General features: G+C 66.3%; 17 protein-coding genes and 1 pseudogene. 3 read left to right on the forward strand and 15 right to left on the reverse strand.

Translation table 11 applies throughout. From position 1 onward, the window contains the following. The first annotated feature begins 288 nt into the window (after nt 1-288). Nucleotides 289-2,250 carry a TonB-dependent receptor plug domain-containing protein gene (locus tag KZO24_RS16925; RefSeq protein WP_486486654.1) on the forward strand — a complete coding sequence of 654 codons (1,962 nt, stop codon included), beginning with the start codon at nt 289-291 and terminating at the stop codon, nt 2,248-2,250. On the opposite strand, the gene KZO24_RS16930 is transcribed toward KZO24_RS16925, so the two are convergent. Next, complete coding sequence (locus tag KZO24_RS16930) at nt 2,213-2,869, reverse strand: cation efflux transmembrane domain-containing protein (protein WP_271181389.1); 657 nt, start codon at nt 2,867-2,869, stop codon at nt 2,213-2,215. The genes KZO24_RS16925 and KZO24_RS16930 overlap by 38 nt on opposite strands. 64 nt (nt 2,870-2,933) lie before the next feature. On the opposite strand from KZO24_RS16930, the gene KZO24_RS16935 reads away from it, so the two are divergent. Further along, nucleotides 2,934-3,338: a MerR family transcriptional regulator gene (locus tag KZO24_RS16935; RefSeq protein WP_271181388.1), complete on the forward strand. Its 405-nt coding sequence runs from the start codon at nt 2,934-2,936 to the stop codon at nt 3,336-3,338. Nucleotides 3,339-3,352: 14 nt separating this feature from the next. Here KZO24_RS16935 and arsH read toward each other — a convergent pair whose 3' ends face one another. The 8 genes and pseudogenes from arsH to KZO24_RS16975 form a co-directional block, all read right to left on the reverse strand. After that, a complete protein-coding gene (arsH, locus tag KZO24_RS16940) occupies nt 3,353-4,102 on the reverse strand; it encodes an arsenical resistance protein ArsH (protein WP_271181387.1) in 750 nt (249 codons plus the stop codon). Next, a complete protein-coding gene (locus KZO24_RS16945) occupies nt 4,099-4,701 on the reverse strand; it encodes an aquaporin (RefSeq protein WP_271181386.1) in 603 nt (200 codons plus the stop codon). Before KZO24_RS16945 ends, arsH begins: the two co-directional genes overlap by 4 nt. Further along, a pseudogene (gene arsC / locus KZO24_RS16950) lies at nt 4,698-5,128 on the reverse strand (arsenate reductase (glutaredoxin)). The gene KZO24_RS16945 and the pseudogene arsC overlap by 4 nt, the downstream one beginning before the upstream one ends. Before the next feature lie 11 nt (nt 5,129-5,139). Further along, on the reverse strand, nt 5,140-5,469 hold the full coding sequence (locus KZO24_RS16955) for an ArsR/SmtB family transcription factor (protein WP_271181384.1): 330 nt from the start codon (nt 5,467-5,469) through the stop codon (nt 5,140-5,142). 263 nt (nt 5,470-5,732) lie between these two features. Next, entirely contained in the window at nt 5,733-6,503 is a 771-nt protein-coding gene (locus KZO24_RS16960; RefSeq protein ID WP_271181383.1) for an SDR family oxidoreductase, read from the reverse strand. Then, nucleotides 6,500-8,113, reverse strand: coding sequence for a GMC oxidoreductase (locus tag KZO24_RS16965; RefSeq protein WP_430097531.1), 1,614 nt, complete (start codon nt 8,111-8,113; stop codon nt 6,500-6,502). The genes KZO24_RS16960 and KZO24_RS16965 overlap by 4 nt, the downstream gene beginning before the upstream one ends. Beyond that, nucleotides 8,110-10,161 (reverse strand): acyltransferase family protein, encoded by a 2,052-nt coding sequence (locus tag KZO24_RS16970; protein WP_271181381.1) that lies wholly within the window; start codon nt 10,159-10,161, stop codon nt 8,110-8,112. Before KZO24_RS16970 ends, KZO24_RS16965 begins: the two co-directional genes overlap by 4 nt. 131 nt (nt 10,162-10,292) lie before the next feature. Beyond that, nucleotides 10,293-11,441, reverse strand: coding sequence for a cell wall hydrolase (locus KZO24_RS16975; protein ID WP_271181380.1), 1,149 nt, complete (start codon nt 11,439-11,441; stop codon nt 10,293-10,295). A 236-nt stretch (nt 11,442-11,677) separates the two neighbouring features. Here KZO24_RS16975 and KZO24_RS16980 point away from each other — a divergent pair, with 236 nt between their 5' ends. Continuing rightward, nucleotides 11,678-13,006 carry a glycosyltransferase gene (locus KZO24_RS16980; protein ID WP_271181379.1) on the forward strand — a complete coding sequence of 443 codons (1,329 nt, stop codon included), beginning with the start codon at nt 11,678-11,680 and terminating at the stop codon, nt 13,004-13,006. Nucleotides 13,007-13,077: 71 nt separating this feature from the next. On the opposite strand, the gene KZO24_RS16985 is transcribed toward KZO24_RS16980, so the two are convergent. Genes KZO24_RS16985 through KZO24_RS17010 form a run of 6 tightly spaced genes read right to left on the reverse strand, consistent with a single transcriptional unit; the run spans nt 13,078 to nt 18,252 of the window. Further along, nucleotides 13,078-13,668, reverse strand: a complete 591-nt coding sequence (locus KZO24_RS16985; protein ID WP_486486655.1) for a phytanoyl-CoA dioxygenase family protein — start codon at nt 13,666-13,668, stop codon at nt 13,078-13,080. Further along, nucleotides 13,655-14,041 carry a hypothetical protein gene (locus tag KZO24_RS16990; protein WP_486486656.1) on the reverse strand — a complete coding sequence of 129 codons (387 nt, stop codon included), beginning with the start codon at nt 14,039-14,041 and terminating at the stop codon, nt 13,655-13,657. Before KZO24_RS16990 ends, KZO24_RS16985 begins: the two co-directional genes overlap by 14 nt. Nucleotides 14,042-14,063: 22 nt before the next feature. Next, on the reverse strand, nt 14,064-14,834 hold the full coding sequence (locus KZO24_RS16995) for a P-loop NTPase family protein (RefSeq protein WP_271181377.1): 771 nt from the start codon (nt 14,832-14,834) through the stop codon (nt 14,064-14,066). A 27-nt stretch (nt 14,835-14,861) separates the two neighbouring features. Then, entirely contained in the window at nt 14,862-16,388 is a 1,527-nt protein-coding gene (locus KZO24_RS17000; RefSeq protein ID WP_486486657.1) for a GumC family protein, read from the reverse strand. Continuing rightward, nucleotides 16,385-17,539 carry a porin family protein gene (locus KZO24_RS17005; protein ID WP_271181375.1) on the reverse strand — a complete coding sequence of 385 codons (1,155 nt, stop codon included), beginning with the start codon at nt 17,537-17,539 and terminating at the stop codon, nt 16,385-16,387. The genes KZO24_RS17000 and KZO24_RS17005 overlap by 4 nt, the downstream gene beginning before the upstream one ends. Further along, complete coding sequence (locus KZO24_RS17010; protein ID WP_285020188.1) at nt 17,536-18,252, reverse strand: polysaccharide biosynthesis/export family protein; 717 nt, start codon at nt 18,250-18,252, stop codon at nt 17,536-17,538. Before KZO24_RS17010 ends, KZO24_RS17005 begins: the two co-directional genes overlap by 4 nt. Nucleotides 18,253-18,432: the final 180 nt, after the last annotated feature.

Below are 18,432 nucleotides of genomic sequence, written 5' to 3' on the forward strand. Positions count from 1 at the left end.
AGGCGTGATATCTTGTCCGAGAGCCGGATGCGGGAGATCTGCACGTCCGGTTCGATGAGCAGGGAGTGGAAACGGATCGTCTGGCAAGCCCCACAGGCGCGCCGCACGACACCGCGCCACTTCCTGACTCTACCGACAGCGGGACGGCAACAACGCGCCCATCTTTGTCGTTCCGACATCCGATTTTGATCCAGAAAGTCGCCCTTGACCCTGTAGTTGCTACAGGGCTTATGAAGCCTTCCGTAACCGGCGGTTCATGCCGGAAAGGAACGGGGCGATATGAGTCTGATGTTTCGTGGCGGCGGGGCATATCCAACTGGCAGCGTGCTGGTCATTGCGATCGTGATTGCCAGCCCAGCCTACGCGCAGGCCGACGCCGATCATGCCGAAGACGCCGAGACCGAGATTGTGGTCCAGGCAACGCGCACGGGCCGCCGTGTTCAGGATGAGCCCATCCGCGTCGATGTGATCAATCGCGAGGAGATTGAGGAGAAACTCCTCATGCGGCCCGGCAACATCGCCATGCTCGTTAGCGAGACGCCAGGCGTTCGCGTCCAGACCACATCGCCTGCGCTGGGCGCAGCCAATGTCCGCATCCAGGGCCTCAAGGGCCGCTACACGCAGATACTGGCCGACGGATTGCCGCTCTACGGCGGGCAGACGCCTTCCATCGGCCTGCTGCAAATTCCGCCGACCGATCTTGGCCAGGTCGAGATCATCAAAGGCGCGGCATCGGCGCTCTACGGACCCTCGGCGCTTGGCGGCGTCATCAATCTGGTTTCACGCCGTCCAACCAGCGAACCACAGGGCGAACTCCTGCTCAACGCGACCAGCCGGGACGGGCAGGATGTGACGGGGTATGTCGCCGCACCGCTCAGCAGCGTGCTCAGCGCCTCGATCACGGCAGGCTACGATCGACAAAGTCGTCAGGATTTGAACGACGACGGCTGGGCCGACATGCCCGGTTACGAGCGCTTCACATTCCGGCCCCGGCTGTTTATCGACGCTGCCGATGGGACCAAGGCCTTGCTCACCTTCGGCGCGATGGCAGAGCAACGCGACGGCGGAACCATTTCAAGCGCGAAGGCTCCGGACGGATCGCCATTTGCTCAGACGCTGCGCAGCCGACGGTATGATCTAGGTCTCACGGCCGAGACGCCGCTGGAAGGCATCGGTACGCTGCATCTGCGGGCCTCCGGCGTCACCCAGTCCCATCGTCATGTCTTCGGCGACACGGTGGAAGATGATCGCCACCACACGGCATTTGCGGAGGCGTCGATCGGCAGCAAGGCGGGCACGACGACATGGCTGGCAGGCGCTGCGGTGCAGCTGGACGACTTCCGGTCCAAAGCATTCTCAGCCTTCGACTATAGCTACACCGTGCCCGCACTTTTCGTGCAGGGTGAGCAGGAATTGGCCGACAGGTTGACGCTGGCAGGCAGCCTGCGCTGGGATGCGCACAGTGACTATGGTTCGCATATCAGTCCGCGTGTGTCCGCGCTCTATCGGCCCGGTCCCTGGACTATCCGCGCTTCATTGGGCCGCGGCTTCTATGCGCCGACACCGTTTGTCGAAGAAACGGAGGCCAATGGCCTCGCGCGGCTGCAGCCCTATGGAAAGCTCAAGGCGGAGATCGCCGACAGTGGCTCGGTCGATTTCGGCTACGCCAACGGGCCGTTGGAAGCGAACCTCAGCCTGTTCGCTTCCAACATCGACCATGCCCAGCAATTGCAGGCGGTGGATGCCGAGCATGTCACGCTGGTCAACGCCGATAGCGTCACGCGGACGCGCGGCGCCGAAGTGCTGCTGCGCTATCGCTGGCGGGCATTGTCGCTGACCGGCAGCTACGTCCATGTCGCCGCGCGCGAACCGGATCCCAACGGACCCGGCCGCCGTTTGCTGCCATTGACGCCGCGAGACAGCGCGGGCTTCGTCGGCATGTGGGAGCAGGAAGGGCGCGGCCGCTTCGGGATCGAGGCCTACTATACCGGGCGTCAGTCGCTGGACGACAATCCGTATCGGACGCGCAGCAGGCCCTATGTCCAACTGGGCGCCATGGGCGAACTGATACTGGGCAAGATGAGCCTGTTCCTCAATGCCGAAAACCTGCTCGATGTGCGGCAGACGAAATACGATCCGCTGCTTCTGCCGCGCCGGGCGGCCACGGGTGCGTGGACGGTCGATGCCTGGGCACCGACCGATGGTTTCGTCCTTAACGGAGGGGTGCGGATTCGCTTCGGCGGAGAATAGGTGCTCCCCTTAGTTCATCCCGAGCCTGGCGGATGATCTGCCATCCGCCTGACAGCGCCAGTATGGCCATGATCGCCGCGACCGCGATGTCCGGCCAGCCCGTGCCGGTGCCGAACACGCCGAGGCCGGCAGCGACCACGGCGATATTGCCGATCGCGTCGTTGCGCGAGCAGATCCATACGGAGCGCCTGTTGGCGTCACCCTCCCGGTGGCGCCATAGCATCGTGGCACAGGCAAGGTTGGCGACGAGCGCGATCACGCCCACGATACCCATGGTCTCTGCGGCAGGAACGACGCCCTGCGCCGCCATCCAGATGCTGTTGCCAAGGACCCAGAGGCCAAACAGCAGGATCGACACACCTTTGGTCATCGCGGCCCGCGCTCGCCACGCCAGCGCCATGCCCGCGACGCCGAGGCTGATCGCATAATTGGCTGCGTCACCCAGGAAGTCGAGCGCATCGGCCTTGAGCGATGCGGACCCGGCAGTGACCCCGGCGACGATCTCCACGCCGAACATGAGCGCGTTGACGGCAAGCGCAATCCACAGCACGCGCCGCCACGCAGCGTCTCTCAGCTTTTCCGTATCGTTCTGTGATCCGCCGCAGCATCCGCCGGCCATATGCATCTCCTGTTTCGGTGATGACGGGCTATATAGGCCCTGTAGCGACTACAGGGTCAAGGGCATGGCATTCACGATTGGCGATATGGGCAAGGCGACGGCCACCAAGATCGAGACGATCCGATATTATGAGAAGATCGGCCTGCTACCCAAGCCAGCGCGGACGACGAGCAACTACCGGGACTATGGGCAGGCCGAACTTGGCCGCCTTTCCTTCATCCGCCGTGCCCGCGACCTTGGGTTTTCGCTCGATCAGGTTCGCGCGCTGCTGGGCATTTCGGGCGATCGCAGCGGCGATTGCGCCGGTATCGATCGGATCGCCAGGGAGCACCTGCTGGAAGTGGATCGCAAACTGGCCGACCTTACCGCCCTTCGCAAAGAGCTTAAGGCGGTGATCGATTCCTGCGATGGCGGCATCGTTGCTGACTGCCGCATCATCGAAGCACTTGGTCCTGTTCCTCCAGCCTGAGGTGCCCGAAGCGTTCAGTCGCTGTCGCCCAGCGCTGCATTGGCACGGGTGGCTGAAGGATCAACCTTTGTCCTCATAGACTTCCGCTCCGAATAACGGTCGACCAGCTGGATCGCGTGCGGGCGCGTCAGCACGGTGATCCGCACCAGTTCCTCCATCACGTCGACGATCCTGTCATAATAGCTGGATGGCTTCATGCGCCCCGTCTCGTCGAACTCCTTGTAGGCCATGGCGACCGACGACTGGTTGGGGATCGTGAACATGCGCATCCATCGCCCGAGAAGGCGCAGCGTGTTGACGGCATTGAACGACTGCGAACCACCGGACACCTGCATCACGGCGAGGGTGCGCCCCTGCGTGGGGCGCATGCCCTTCATCTCCAGTGGCAGATGGTCGATCTGCGTCTTCATGATGCCGCTGATCTGGCCGTGCCGCTCGGGGCTGCACCACACCTGTCCCTCTGACCACATCGACAGTTCGCGCAGTTCATGGACGGCAGGGTGGTCGTCTCCCGCCACCTGGTCAGGTAGCGGCAGGTCGGATGGATCGAAGATGCGCGTCTCTGCACCGAAGAACCGGAGCAGCCGCGCTGCCTCCTCGACCGCTAACCGCGAGAAGGATCGTTCCCGCAGCGAGCCGTAGAGCAGCAGGATACGTGGCGGGGGCCGGTCGTTACCAAGACCGAGCGCCGGACGCGCGATGGCATAGGCGGGATCGAGAGCCGGAAGATTGTCCGGGTCAGGCAGGGCGCGGACGCGGCTCATGCAGGTTCCTTCTGTAGTGATGCCGGGAAGATGATCCCGCTGGCAATATGGGCAGCGAGCCCGCCGATGATCTGCGCGGCGATGAAGGCTGGCACGCAGGACGGGGCGATCCCTGCGAAGCTATCGCTCAGCGATCGGGCGACGCTGACGGGCACGCTGTCCGGGCGCAGCCGTACCGTCCCTGCGATCGTCAGGATTAAACCGAAGGTGGCTACTGCCTCGCCTGCCCATTGGCCAAGACCGTAGCGCACTTTATCGGAAAGCTGGAGCACCGGCACATCGAACATAAGGTGCGCCAGCCACACGCCCATGATGCCGCCCGCTAGCTGGGCCGCGCCATAGGCCAGCGCCGCATCGGTACGGATCTGACCGCGAAGACGCATGACCAGTGTGACGACCGGGTTCATGTGGGCGCCCGACACCGGCCCGAGCATCGTGATCAGCACGAACAGGATCGCGCCGGTCGCCAGCGTGTTGCCCAACAGCGCGATGGCCTCGTTCCCGTCAGCGAGACGCTCCGCCATGATCCCCGAACCGACGACGTTCGCGAACAATAGTAGGCTGCCCAACGCCTCGGCAAGGATGGCGCGGTAGTTCACTGAGGGTGGATGCGATTGCCGGCCGCGTCTACGACCTGCTCGCCGCCCTCCTTGGCAAAGGCGCCGCGCTGCGCATCGGGCAGGATGTCCAGCACGGCTTCGGACGGGCGACACATTTTCACACCCAGCGGCGTCACCACCAGCGGCCGGTTGATGAGGATAGGGTGCTCCATCATCGCGTCGATAAGTGCCGTGTCGGACAGTGCCGGATCGGCGAGTCCGAGGTCGGCAAAGGGGGTGCCCTTCTCGCGCAGCAGGTCGCGGGGGTCATGCCGGCGCGGTCGATCATATCGACAAGTAATGCGCGGACCGGAGGCGTCTTCAAATACTCGACGATGTGAGGCTCGACACCGGAGTTCCGGATGAGGGCGAGCGTGTTGCGTGACGTCCCGCAAGTGGGGTTGTGGTAGATGATTATGTCGGTCACGGGGTGATCCTTCAGCAGCACGTGAGTTCGGCTAGCAGCGGCTCGCACAGATCGGCGCGACCACCGCAGCAGTCCTTTGCGAGAAACAGTATAAGACCGCGCAACGCGTCGATGCTGACACGCTGGATCTGCTGGCGTCCGCGCTTTTCGGGAACGACCAACCCGGCCTTCACCAGGACCGCCAAATGGGTGGAGAATGTGCTCTGGCTTAAACCGCTTGCTTCGACGAGTTGCCCAGTTGAAAGGCCGTCGGGCTCATGCTGGACTAGCAACCTGAAGGTCGACAAGCGGGTCGGGTGCGCGAGGGCGGTGAGGATCGAAAGGGCTGCGTCCGTTTGCATCTATCGGATTTATCCGATGCAATTCGGGCGGTCAACAACCCATCGGACAAATCCGATGATTTTATGGCAGCTATCTGCGTTTGCAGGTCGCTAAGCCGCTGTTGGTCAATCATGGACATCTAAAGTGGAATAGCCGACCCGGGCGTTTCCGCGCACAAAGAAATGGCTGTTGAATGACTGGCTCTGGCTCCCTCTCCCGTGAAGCCGCGTATATCCCCCGGTTTGTTTAGAAACCGTCGATCCACGACGGGATCGAGTTCAGGTCAGGCGGCGCTGAGTACCCTCGGCGTGGGCGCCGCGCGCATCATCAGGCGGTTGAAAACTCGGCGCTTGAGCGATTGCTGTTCGAGAACCTCGTTGTTGCGCTCCCATAGCGTGCCGTTCAGCGAAGGATCGCTCGACAGTGCGAGTTGCGCGCCCCAGCGGGCGGCGTCGGCGGGGTGGATGCCGTCGGGCAGGCCCATCGCGGTCCGCAGGGCGCCGGGGATCCAGTCGCTGATGACGATCTCCGGGAAGCGGCCCTCCAGATCCGCGACCAGCGCGCGGGTGAAGATTCGTGCCGCACCTTTGGATACGGAATAGGCGCTGCTTGCGGCGATCGGGGCGAGGTCGGCGAAGCTGGTGACGTTGACGATGCGGCCGCTGCCCCGGTTCACCATGTCCTCCAGCGCCAGGCGGCTGCAGGCGACCATGCCGCCCAGGTTTATCGCCATGGTCTGCATGAAGCTTTCGGGCGTCTCGTCGAGGAAGTCGCGGCGCGGGTAGGCGGCGGCGTTGTTGATGAGGATCGCGACCGGGCCGAGGCGGCGGATCGTGGCGAAGGCCGCGCGCAGGGCTTCGTAGTCCGACACGTCGCAGGCGATGGGGTGGAATGCCCCGGCGACCGGGCACAGCTTCGAGGTGGCCGACAGGTCGGTCTCGTCGCGGCCGAGACCGGCGACGGTGCAGCCGCGCGCGACGAGTTCCAGCGCCAGCGCGCGGCCCAAACCCTTGCCCGCGCCGGTGACCATCGCCAGCTTTGCGGCCCCGCTCATGACAGGACGCTCACGGCTAGAGGCTCATGGCGCGATGCCTTCGGAGCCGCCAAGATTGCGTCGCCGACCCTCAGCGCGTTGGCGGCGATCGTCAGGCTGGGATTGACGCCCATCGAGGTGGGCATGAACGAGGCATCGGCTACCCACAGGTTGCGGATGCCGTGGACGCGGCAGTCGGCATCGACGACGGATCTGGCGGGGTCTGTCCCCATGCGCAGGCTCCCACAGGGATGGCCGAAGTTCAGTTCCGGCTGGTAGGTCAGGAACAGCGTGCGCCGCAATCCCAGCGAAGTGCGGATCAGCTTGCGGAACCGCTTGCGGCGCTGGTGGAGTTCGGGGCTGAACCGGTAGTCGATCAGGATGCCGCCGGGACGCTCCGGGTCTGGCATGACGCGGTTCTCGGCGTAGGGCATGTCTTCCAGCAGGCCGACGAAGACCTTGGCCTGGCCCAGCGCCCGCGCGGCGACCTTGGCCGGTATGCGCGCCATCTGGCTGGCGCCGGGCAGGCGACGCAGTGGGCTGCGCTGGATCTTGCCCCGCAGGTAATTGAGGATCTCGCCCTCGCCCGCGTCGAGGCCCATCGCCTGCACCATGCCGAAGCGGTGCCCTTCGGCGTGATAGAGGTCGCGAAAGCCGATGGACTTGGCCGCTTCGGCATAGCCTTCGCCGCGCCGGGGCCAGAGTGCGAACATCTCGTTGAGGTGGAACATCAGGTATCGTCCGACCTGCCCGTGGGCGTTGCCGCACCCTTCGGGCCACTCGGCGCAGCGCGAGGCCAGGAGGATACGCGGCGAGGAAAGGGCGCCGGCCGCAAGCACGACATGGTCGGCGGTGAATTCGAGCGTTTCTCCGTCCCGGCGGACGACGACATTGGTGATACGGGGGCCGTCACCCCGCAGCTCCGTGACTTCGCAGCGCTCGGCAACCGCGGCGCGGCCGGTCGCGAGGGCGGGCTCGACACCCGCCGATCGTCCGTCGAGCTTGCATGGGCGCGGGCACTTGCGGCCCAGGCACGACCCGCAGCCCTCTACCCCGCGCATGGCGCTGTGCAACTGGTAGGGGTGGAGGCCGGAGCGCCGCATGCCCTCCATGAGCCGGGCGTCGCCCTCGCACATCGCCGGGCCAGCGGAGAGGTTGGGCGTCGGGTGGTTGGCAAGCGGATCGGGCTGGCCCCGGACCTCGAACAGGGCCTGTGCCTGGTCGAACCAGGGAAGCATCGTGTCGAAGCCGACCGGCCATCCGTCTGTCGGGTGCGGACGCTCGGCGCTGTCGTCGAGGTCGTGTGCCTCGGGCCGTTCCAGCGTCGCGGCGTAGAACACCGAGGATCCGCCGACGGCGGCGCCGATCGCGGGATGGAAGCGACGTTCCTGCCCTTCGATGCGCGCACGCGCGGTATCGGGCCATGATCCGCGTATGAGCCGCGCTTCGGGGTCGTGGACGTCGTCGCCCGCCATGTGGTTCTGCTCGGTGCGGTAGCCGGAGCGACCCTTTTCGATGAACAGGACCGAGAGGCCGCGTTCTGCTAGGCGGCGGCCGATGGTGCCGCCGCCGATGCCGGTGCCGATGACGATGACGTCCCAGCGGCGGGAGGCAAGGTCGCCGGTCATCATGGCCGTGCCGCGGCTATGTTCGTGGCGCCGGAGCCCGACATGAAGGGGATGAACAGGTCGCGCAGGCGAACCGAGCCCTCGTAGGTCATGTGGTTGTTATCGAAGTAGAGCGAGGCGCCTTGCACCATGCCGCTGCAGCTGTCGCGGCAGAGCCTTGGCCACGGGTCGATCAGACGGACCTGCCGATCGGCGACGAGCTGGCCGATCGACACCTCCGCCAGCCGGTTGCGGTCGCGCAAGGCGGGCATCCGCACGCTGGCGAGCACCCGGGCCTGGTCTGGGGTCAGCCGCCCGTAAGCGAGGTCGCGGGCGACGCGGACGCTGTCGAACTGCGGCATTTCCGGCACCTGGCGCAGCAGGTAGACCTCATGGCCTTCGCCCTTAAGTTCCGCGACCGTGAGCTTCAGCGCGGCGCCGAACAGAGCCGATTGCGAGACGCCGCGCGGCAAGCCCGAGCCCGTCTCGGGGGAGAGGGTGATGAGGTTGTGGGCGTCGCGGCCGACCCCCTTGCCGTCGGCGTAGTAGGCCCATCGTCCGACCAGCAGCAGGCGGCGAATGCTCGGATATTGCCGGATCGCCGCGCGGATACGCCGGTTGTCGTCGGCGCAGGTACGGTCCTGGTCGGGCGTCGCGGCGCTTTCGTGCTTGGCGAGGCCGAAGAGCGGCGGGCATCCGGCGTGCCAGATGATCATGCCCGGTCGCCCCGCCTCGCGGGCGGCCATGGCGAGGCCATCCATTTGCGCACGCAAGTGGCTGTCGCCCCAGATCAGGAATTCGGGCCGGCCGTCGGGACCGATCGCGCATGTCCTGATTCCGGCGAGGGGACCGTCCTCCGGCCGGCGGCAGCGGCTGGTGTCCTGCAGGAAGCCGGCCGACGCCGCGATGTAGACTTGCGTATCGCGCGAGAAACGGTCTGGCAGGCCATCGGCGAGGAACGTGGCCGCTCCCACCGAGAGGGTGGCGCAGGCGGCCACGGCGGCGCTGCTCAGCAGCACGGGCGCAGTGATCCGGCGGTTGCGGCGGAAGGGCTGCTCGACGAAGCGCCAGCTCAGCGCCGCGACCACGAATACCAGCGCCAGCCATCCGGCGGTTTCCAGCGGCGAGGCATAGTGCCCGCGCCAGTAGCGCGAGAAGATCAGAAGCGGCCAGTGCCAGAGGTAGAGCGAGTAGGAGATCAGCCCGATGAAGACCATGGCAGGGTGCGAAAGCACGGCGCCCGGATTGCCCCTGTCCCCCTTCGCGCCTGCCAGCAGCGCGGCGCTGCCTGCCACCGGGAGCATGGCCTGCCAGCCGGGAAAGCTCGCGTTCCTGATCAGCAGGAAGGACGCGGCCAGCAGCAGGAACCCTGCGCTTGCCAGCACCGCCTGCAGGCGCGGGGTCAGGGCGGCATCGCGCAGCCAGATCGCCAGCAGCACGCCGGAGAGCATCTCCCAGGCGCGGAAGGGGAAGAGGTAAAAGGTCATCACCGGATAACCGGCGGTCAGGGCCACGCAGGCGAGCAGCGATCCGGCCCAGACTGCGATCAGGATACCCAGGATCACCTTCGGGCCGACCCGCGCCAGCGCGAGTGCGCTCAGCAGCAGCGGCAGGAAGAGGTAGAACTGCTCTTCCACGGAAAGCGACCAGGTATGCAGCAGCACCCGGCTGTCGGCGCCGAAGTCGAAATAGCCCGCCTCGCGGTAGAACAGGACGTTGGACATCCACAGGCTGGAGGCGATCAGTTCCTTGCCGAAGTTGCGGAACTCATAGGGCAGGAGGACAAACCAGCCGATCACCGCACAGGCGGCGCCCATCGCGAAGAACGCAGGCGCCAGGCGGCGAATGCGTCGCAGGTAGAACTGGCCGAGATCGATCCTGCCCGCCTCCAGCAATTCGGACCAGAGCATCCCGCCGATCAGGAAGCCGGAGATGACGAAGAACACGTCGACACCGACGAAGCCCGCCTTCAGGCCCGGCACCGCGAAATGATAGAGCACCACCGCCAGCACCGCGATGGCGCGCAGTCCGTCTATCTCCCGGCGATAGGGTGCATGCTGCGGTGCCGGCACGTCGCGTTTCCTTCCGTTGCCGTCCGGCCGCAACCGGGGGCGCAATCCCCTGAAAGTCTAAGTCGAGGCCGACCCCCGCGAAATTCGGCAAAGGGCGGTAGAATTTTTCGGAACGGGGCATGCCCGGAATGTCAGATGCAATGTCCCTGCCCTTCGGACGCGAAGCGGGTGCAGTCCCAACGCAAGTTCTCCGGCGCGGCGGCGGTGCTGCGGCGCTCGAAGATGAAGGAAATGGCGTCGATCGAACTGCCGGGCATCGGCAGGGCGCGGGGCGTGCGGGAGGCGTCGGTCCAGCCGATGAAGCGGCACCGGCTCACTCCGGCGCAGCGCTGTTCGGCAAGGGCGCGGAAGCTGGCGGGCGTGCCGCCTGCGGGCAGGGTCACGAGGAAGATGTTCGGCGGCGGTGCGACAGCGACATTGCTGATCTCCGTCCTCGGTGCGGCTGGCGCCGCCGCCGCGGCGGCAGGCTGTCCGGACGGAATGATCGGCAGGAACTGCAACTGCGGCGCTTCTGCGCTTTCGCTCGTGCCTGCGGTTAATCCGCGATGCGCTTCCGAGATACGTGAAAGCATCGGAATGTCCGGCTCGCTGCCGGTGTGGCGCATCTCGAACACCTGGGTGCCGCGCCAGCGGTAGAACAGGTGGGTGCGCACGACCGCTACCTTGTCCATCGAGCGGTCCCAGGCCGGGCTGACCCAGTCGGTGTGGTAATGCGTGGCAAGGCCGACGGTCGGATCGACCTGTCCGAGCAGCATTTCGGTGGCGACGCGGCGGGCCGCCTGCCATGCTTCCGCCGACGGCGTGCGGCGCAGCATCGAGCCGTCGCAGGTGAAGGTGAACTGGCAGCCGGTGCGCCGCTCCGAACCCTGGAACACCACGCCGCAGACGCTGGCCGGGAATGCGCGGTGGCGCACCCGGTTGAGCACGACTTGCGCGACCGCGCGCTGGTCGGCGATGCCCAGACCCGCCTCGTAATAGTCCGCAGCGGCGAGGCAGTCGGTGGCCCGTGCCAGGTCCGGCGGCGCGGCGCGCAGGTAGAAGGGCTGGGCTGCGACGAGGACGCCCCTCGCCAGCGGCACGCCGGCGTTGAATGCGCGGGCCAGCTGCGACTGCGGATCGGCAGGGGGCAGCAGTACATCCTCCGGCGCGTCGAAAGCCCCACGCACGATCGGCGGCGCGGTGAATTTGGGCAACGGGCTGGCGACGGGGCGCTGGGCTGGAACGGTCGCGATCGCGACGAGGGCCAGACATGCGCCGAGCCCTGTTCTGACCCGGCGCATGACCGTCCTCCCATGCCCCGCTGGCGGCTGCTCGCGGTTCCGATGCTTGCCCGGCAATCTGGAACGAAGGGCGGCAAATGCCGACAAGACGGGTCTCCCGCAGTGACAGCGATTCATCCCACGGCGCGCGTTCAAGCGGCATCCGGGGGATCATGCTCCCGGGGATCCCTCCGTCGATTTCCCAAGCAAAACCCGGAATGCCGCGCGCCTGCCTCAGCGCGCATAATGCGGCGATTATGGAGATCACCGGAACCGCCGCCGAACCGCTCGCCTTCAGGCATGAATCGGGGACCGCGTGGTCCGGCATTGTACGCCAGGCCAGACCCGTCCGGTCGCGGGGCGCGATCGCCTATCTCAGCAACGTCTACCCCAAGATCAGCCACAGCTTCATCCAGACCGAGATCGCGGCACTGGAGCGGCAGGGGTTCGAAATCCACCGCTTCACCGTGCGTCGGGCGGGTGAAACTCCTGCCGATACGGCCGAGCGCGCGGAGGCGGGCCGCACCACGGCGCTGCTGGAAGATCGTGGCGCTCTTGCGTCTGCGACGCTGGCTTGTCTGGCGCGGCAGCCGCTTGCCGCGCTGCGCGCGCTGCAGCTGGCGTGGCGGACGGGCGGGAGGGGCAACCGTATCCGGGCGTTGGCCTACTTCGCCGAGGCCGCGCTGCTGGCGCGGCGGCTGGAAGCAGCGGGGGTCTCGCACCTCCATGCCCATTTCGGCACGAACCCGGCGATGGTGGCACGTCTCGTGGCGCGGTTGGCGCCGGTTACCTACAGTTTCACCGCGCACGGACCGGATGAATTCGACGCACCGCGCGCCCTCGATCTGCCCGGCAAGATCGCCGAGGCGGCCTTTGTGGTCGGCGTCTCCAGCTTCGGACGCGGGCAGTTGATGCGCTGGTCGCATCCTGACCACTGGTCACGTATCCACGTCGTCCACTGTGCCCCGGACCCGGCGTTCTTCGCAGGGCTCTCGCAGGGTGGAGCCATGGTCGAGGATGAACGGGAGGGCGGGCCGGACGGAGAGGATACGCGCTTCGTCTGCGTCGCCCGTCTCAGCGCCCAGAAGGGGCTGCCGCTGCTGCTGGAAGCCTTCGCCCGCGTCGCCGTGCGGCGCCCGATCCGGCTCGACCTTATCGGCGGGGGAGAAGACGAGGCGATCATCGCGGCCCAGATCGCGCGGCTGGGAATGCGCGAGGTCGTCACTCTGCATGGCTGGGCGAGCCCGCAAACGATCCGCGGTGCGCTGCGTAGGGCGCGGGCGCTGGTGCTGCCCAGCTTCGCCGAGGGGCTTCCTGTCGTGCTGATGGAGGCCATGGCGCTGCGCCGCCCGGTGATCGCCACGGCCATTGCCGGGATACCGGAACTGGTCGACGGGGATGTCGGCTGGCTGGTGCCCTCCGGCTCGGTGGATGCTATCGAGGGTGCGCTCGACGCTGCGCTCGATGCCTGGCCGGAGGAACTGGAGGCAATGGGAGAGCGTGCCCGAGCCCGCGTTCTCGACCGGCATGATCCCGAGCGTTGTGCGGGCCGGATGGTCGATCTGTTGGTACCGCTGGTGCGCTGAGGTCGTTTGCAGATACGCCGCAGGGCGAATGTCCCCGGACGGCATCTCGGTCGTCCGGGGAGGGTGGCGGATCAGACGCTCGCGGGCGGGATCATTCGCATCACCGGGGAGAGCCGGCGGCGCCACAGGGCGGCGCGGCGCTGGCGGTCGGGCAGGCCCTCGATCATCTGCAGTGCCTCGGAGCGGTCTATGCCGCTGCGCTCGCACAGGAAGGGGTGGCGAGGCGGGTTCGCGAAGTAGCTGTAGAACAGGGCTGCCCGGTCACGCCCGGTGGCGGGTTTGCCGCGATGGAAGAAGCGTGCGGTGTCGCAGAAGACCACGGTGCCCTTGAGCCCGGTGCAACTCACCACGTCGTCGGCATAGTCCGGTCCGAGCCGTGCCTTGAGCAGCGGGTCTTCGCCGAATTCGTAGTGGTAACCGTCTATATCGCTGCGCACCGTGTCCTGCCGGGCGATGCACTGGAACGGGCCGCCTTCCTCATCGACGTCATGGAGGTAGATCGCGACCTTGAGCATGCGCCGGTCTTCGCGGTCGCGATGCCACTTGCGGGTGGCGATTTCCAGCCCGTCGGCCACGGTGTAGTTAATCGCCACCCCGTCGTATGCCACGGGTAGACCGATGTAGCTCTCTACGATGTCGAGCAGGCGCTCATGAAGGCCCAACCGGTAGATGTCCGGGTTGCGGACGATCTGGAGGGGGGACTATGATGAATTGTCTCCCGTCCCGGGCCAGTGCCCGAGCCTCGGGGGCGAAGTGGCTCGACAGTTGCCATGCCGCGTCGACCACTTCGGCGGCGCCGTGGATACGCAGGGCATCGAGCGTGGTGACGCATACGCCCTTGCGGTTGAGCTGTGCGACTACGTCGTTGCCGATTGCGTCGAGGTCCGGCAGCCTGTGGGCATGCCGGGTCACGGCGGCGCGGTGCCGCTTGCCGAGCCACAGCCGCACCCGCCTTTCGTTGAGTACCGCGAGCGCCGCCTGCGAGGGCAGATCGCGCAGCCATCTGGCGCGCCCTTTCAGCTTCAGGATCGTCATAGCATCCTCCGGTATGTGTGGGTCAGGCCTGTCTGGCTCCACTTTTGTAGTACCCGTAATCCACCCGGCGTGCGGTCGGCGAGATGGACCGGTTGAGCACGGTGCCGACGATGGGCGTCGGACTGACGGTTCGGGCGACGTCCTGAAGCGCTGCCCGCGCGGTCCTGCCCTCTTCCGCGACGATCAGGATACCGTCGACGTTGCGCGCGATCAGCGCTAGGTCGTCGCTGAGGATCGCGGGCGGGGTATCGACGAGGCAGATCGTGCCGTCCTCGATCGAATGCCGGTTGTGCAACGCCAGTGCCAGCGCATTGGAGGCGAGGAGCGCTTCGGCGTCGGCACGCGCGCGGCGCACCCGATGGACGGTGAGGTCCAGTCCCTCGATGCGCGCCTGCGTGGCGCTCCAGGGGCACTCCCCGGCAAGATAGTCCTCGACCCCGGCATAGTCGTCCGGCAAGCCCAGCCGGTTGCCCATCGCGGGACGGCGCAAGTCCAGTTCGACCAGGACGGTTGGGTGAATCCTGGCCATTGCCATGGCGAGATTGGCGGTGATGTGGGTCTTGCCGTTGCCGGGCTCGGCCGAGGTTACCGCGAAGACGCGGGAACCGGTGGCGCGGGCATGGTCGAGCAACGCCGAGCGGATCATCGTGAACTGCCGCAGTTCGTTACTGGGCGGTGCAAGCCCGACTATGTGATTCTCTGAAAGGTGCCCGGCATCGGGTGCGAAGGTGATGCCGGCGACGGCGGGGACTTCGATGCCGCCCTGCGGAATGAATGGCACTTCAGCGTTCATGGGCCTGCTCCGGGTTCTGTCTGGCGACTATGCTGGCGAATGGGCTGGCGAGTAGCTCGGCGCACTGCGCGCCCGGCCCGGCAGCCAGCGTGCGAGCCTGTCGAGGAAGTTGGGATCTCGGCTTGTCGGTATGGCACCGAACAAGGGCGCACGAACCGCATGGCGCAGGCTTTCGGTGCCGTGGATCGTACCGGTCAGTATCTCGCGCGCGATGATGAGCGCCAGGCCGAGGCCGAAGCCGGCAGCGAGGCCCATCAACATGACCATCCATGCGTTTCGGCCCAGCGGGTGCAGCGGCAGGTTGGGCGGGTCGACGACGGTGAAGCGTTCGCCCTTGTCCTCCGATTGGAGATTGGCGGCGACTTGCGCGTCGAGCTGCTTTTCCCGCAGGGAATCGTACTGACGCTTGATGTTGTCGTATTCGCGTTCGATCGTACTGAGTTCGTAGGCCGACTGCGGCGCCTGGGCGACGCGGTGATCGATATCGGACATCGTCCGCACGAGTTCGGCGCGACGGGAGGCAAGGGTGGAGATGCGTTCGCGGCCTGCGGCGATCTCGGCCTCGATCAGCGTCTCACCGCGACCCGGTTCCTGCGCGATCAGGCTTCGCTGACGCTGCACTTCCGCGCGGGCGGCGACGACGTCGGGGAAGCGTTCCGAATGCGTGGAAAGCAGTGCGGACAGGCGCTCTTCCGCGCGCTGGAGCCCTTCGACGCCGGGTGGGGTCCGTTCCAGTTCCTGCTGACGCGCGGCGAGCAGGCTGGACTGCTGGATCAGCCCCTGAGTCTCGGCGTCGGTGCGAGAAATCTCGGCGCGCATCGCCGAGCTGGACTGCGAACTCAGCGCGACATCGGTGGGCAGCGAGCCGGCATAACGGGCCTCTACGCTGCGGCGCTTCTCGGCAAGGTCGCGCAGCTGGCGACGCAACTCGTCGGAGCGCTTGGCGAGGAAGGCAGCGGTGCCGGTGGCCTGTTCGGTGCGGAAGCGCTTGTCTTCGACGAGGAACATCTGGGTCAACTGCTCGGTCACCGCCTGCGCGCCGCGAGGATCGCGATAGTCGAACGAGAGGTTGAAGGCGATCGTGCCGCCGCGACCCCGCGTCGGATCCGCAGCGACGAGGTTCACGCCGACTTTCGTACGCATGATTTCGAGCAACCTGGGATAGTCCATCACCGCCCGCTCCCGCTGATAGAGCCGGTTCTGCTCGATCAGCCTGGTCAGGCTTTCGCGGCTGACGACCTGCTGGCGAATCTTGGCGATCCGCTCGTCCGCCACGTCCGTCAGCGGCGAGGAAATCAGGCTGGGCGGGATCTGCGGGGAATCGATCAGTAGCGTCGTGGAGGAACGGTAGACCGGCTCGTGCGTGGCGACCGAGGCTGCGGCAGCAACGCCGCCAAGCAGGGTCGGCGCGATCAGCCAGCGCCAGCGGCGGCGCAGCATCGCAAGGATCTCGACCGGATAGATGCCGAGGGGATCGGCATTGGCAGGGTCTGATCCGGGCGCCGCAGTGGGCGAAGACGAGGGCGTCATGGGTGTCTGGCTGTTATTGTTCATCGGCTGGGTATCCGGAAAGTGACGCCGGCCCGGATGGTCCAGGAACTCTGCGTCTGGCTGGACAGGCCGGTGCGGCGGTCATAGTCCGCACCGACATGAAGGCGGAATCGGTCGTCGAGGCGATGCTCGTAAGTCGTGGAGAGGCTGACGATCTTCGCGTCCGATCCGAATGTGGGACTGGGAACGGAGCGATACTCGCCAAGGGCGCTCAAGGTGCCGCGTTCGCTTGTCTGGAAATCGAAAGTGGCGGTCAGCACTTTTTCGCGCTGGATGCCGCCGAAGCCGGTGACCGCCGGCCTGATCTGCCCCGCAAGACACACCCGCAAGCGTCGTGGATCGTAGCATAGCGATACCGAAGTCGCGAGTTGGAGCGGGGTCCGGTCGGTCGGCGCACCAGGCCCGCTTCGGGAAGTCCGGGACGCCCCCGCTTCAGCCTGTACGGACAAATGAGGAGCGACGCGCGTTCCAGCCTTGAGCACGAACAGAGCCGCATCCGAGCGTGATCCGTCGGATGCCTTGCTGAAGGTTGCCGAGCCTCCGAGGCCGATCCATGAAAAGGGCGACAACCGGCGTTCTGCGCCGAGATCGAAGTTGGCCGCATCGGTACGGCGCAGCAGTTGCGAGCCGCGCGGCGACAACCGGCTCCAGGCCCCCTCTCCGCTGATCGTCAGGTATTGGTCGGGGCGCCAGCGCAGGCTCTGCTTGAGTTCGTAGCGATCCTGGAGGCTTACCGGATCGATTGCGGCATCGATCGTGCCATTGGTGCCTTCGAGTGGCAGGAGGCGTTCGAAAGAGGCTTCGGTGCGAGCCGATAGGCGCTCGCTGCCACGGTGATCCAGCGCGAGCTTGCCATAACCCGTGACGAAATCGCCATAGCGCCGACTGTAGCGGCGGTATGCGATTCTGCCCTCGAGGTCGAGCGTGGTCCCGGCATCGACGCCGAGGGTCGCACCTGCCTGTGCGGAGACTTCCCCGCCCGAATTCATCTTGCGGTCGTCCGTGAGGAGGAACAGGTTGCGCCCCGTGAACCCCGTCATGTCGAACTCGATGTAGGGCGGCTGCTCCTGTGCGGCCGCATTGGCGGGAACAAGCCCCAGCGTCGGCGGGGCGACTGCCAGGAGGAGCAGGGTGCCACGATGTGCCGCCGTCACGGGATCAGCAGGACGTCGCCGCTCTGAAGCGTCGGCAGTGCCGTGCCAAGGGCACCGGAATTGAGCGAGCGGGCGCCTTTCAAAAGCTTGCTCAGCTTGATGCGCTCCACCACCTGACCGGCGCGGGTCTGGCGCAGGATCACCGCGCCTCCGGTGTCGGCGAAGTCGGCGGTGCCACCGGCCATGCTGAGTGCCTGAAGGATATTGGGCGCCGAGCGACTGGTATAGCTTCCAGGCGTCCGCACTTTGCCGAGTACGTAGAAACGCGTGCCGTCGGTCTCGCGCACGGTCACGGTCACGTCCGGCGGGCCGGCCGTGTAGTTGAGCGCGATGCGGCCGCGAATCTCGTCGGCGATGTCGGTGACGTTGCGCCCGTCGGCGCGGATCGTACCCGCCAACGGAAAGGCGAAAGTGCCGTCTGGCTGGACGAGAACCTGGCGCTGCATGCGCTCCTCTCCCCAGACGAAGACGTCGAGCTGGTCGCCCGCCCTCACCGTGTAACGCGAGGCCGAGGCGGCATCGGGCATGCTGGCGGCCGATTGCGCACCGGACACGACGGGCGCGATGGCCTGGGTGCCGGGAGTGGCGGCCCTGACCTGTGCCGAGACGGGATGGACCGCAAGGCCCATGGCGAGGAAGGAAACGGCCGCCGCAACGGTCCGGGTTGATCGGTGCGCAGCGCGCGACCGATAAGCGTCGTTCGATTGAAGCATGTCTACCCCCACAGTCGGCATGGAATGTCGATCTGCGGAAAAGGCTAACCTCGTGCGGTACTTGCCGAAAATTCTCCCATTGGAGGGCGTGCTTATCCGTGGGGAGAAACACGCATCGGCTCGTTTTGAACAGCCCTCCGGGATTTATGGAGAGGTTTTTCAGAACGAGGAATACGCCTC

The organism is Novosphingobium sp. NFX11 (assembly GCF_057376415.1).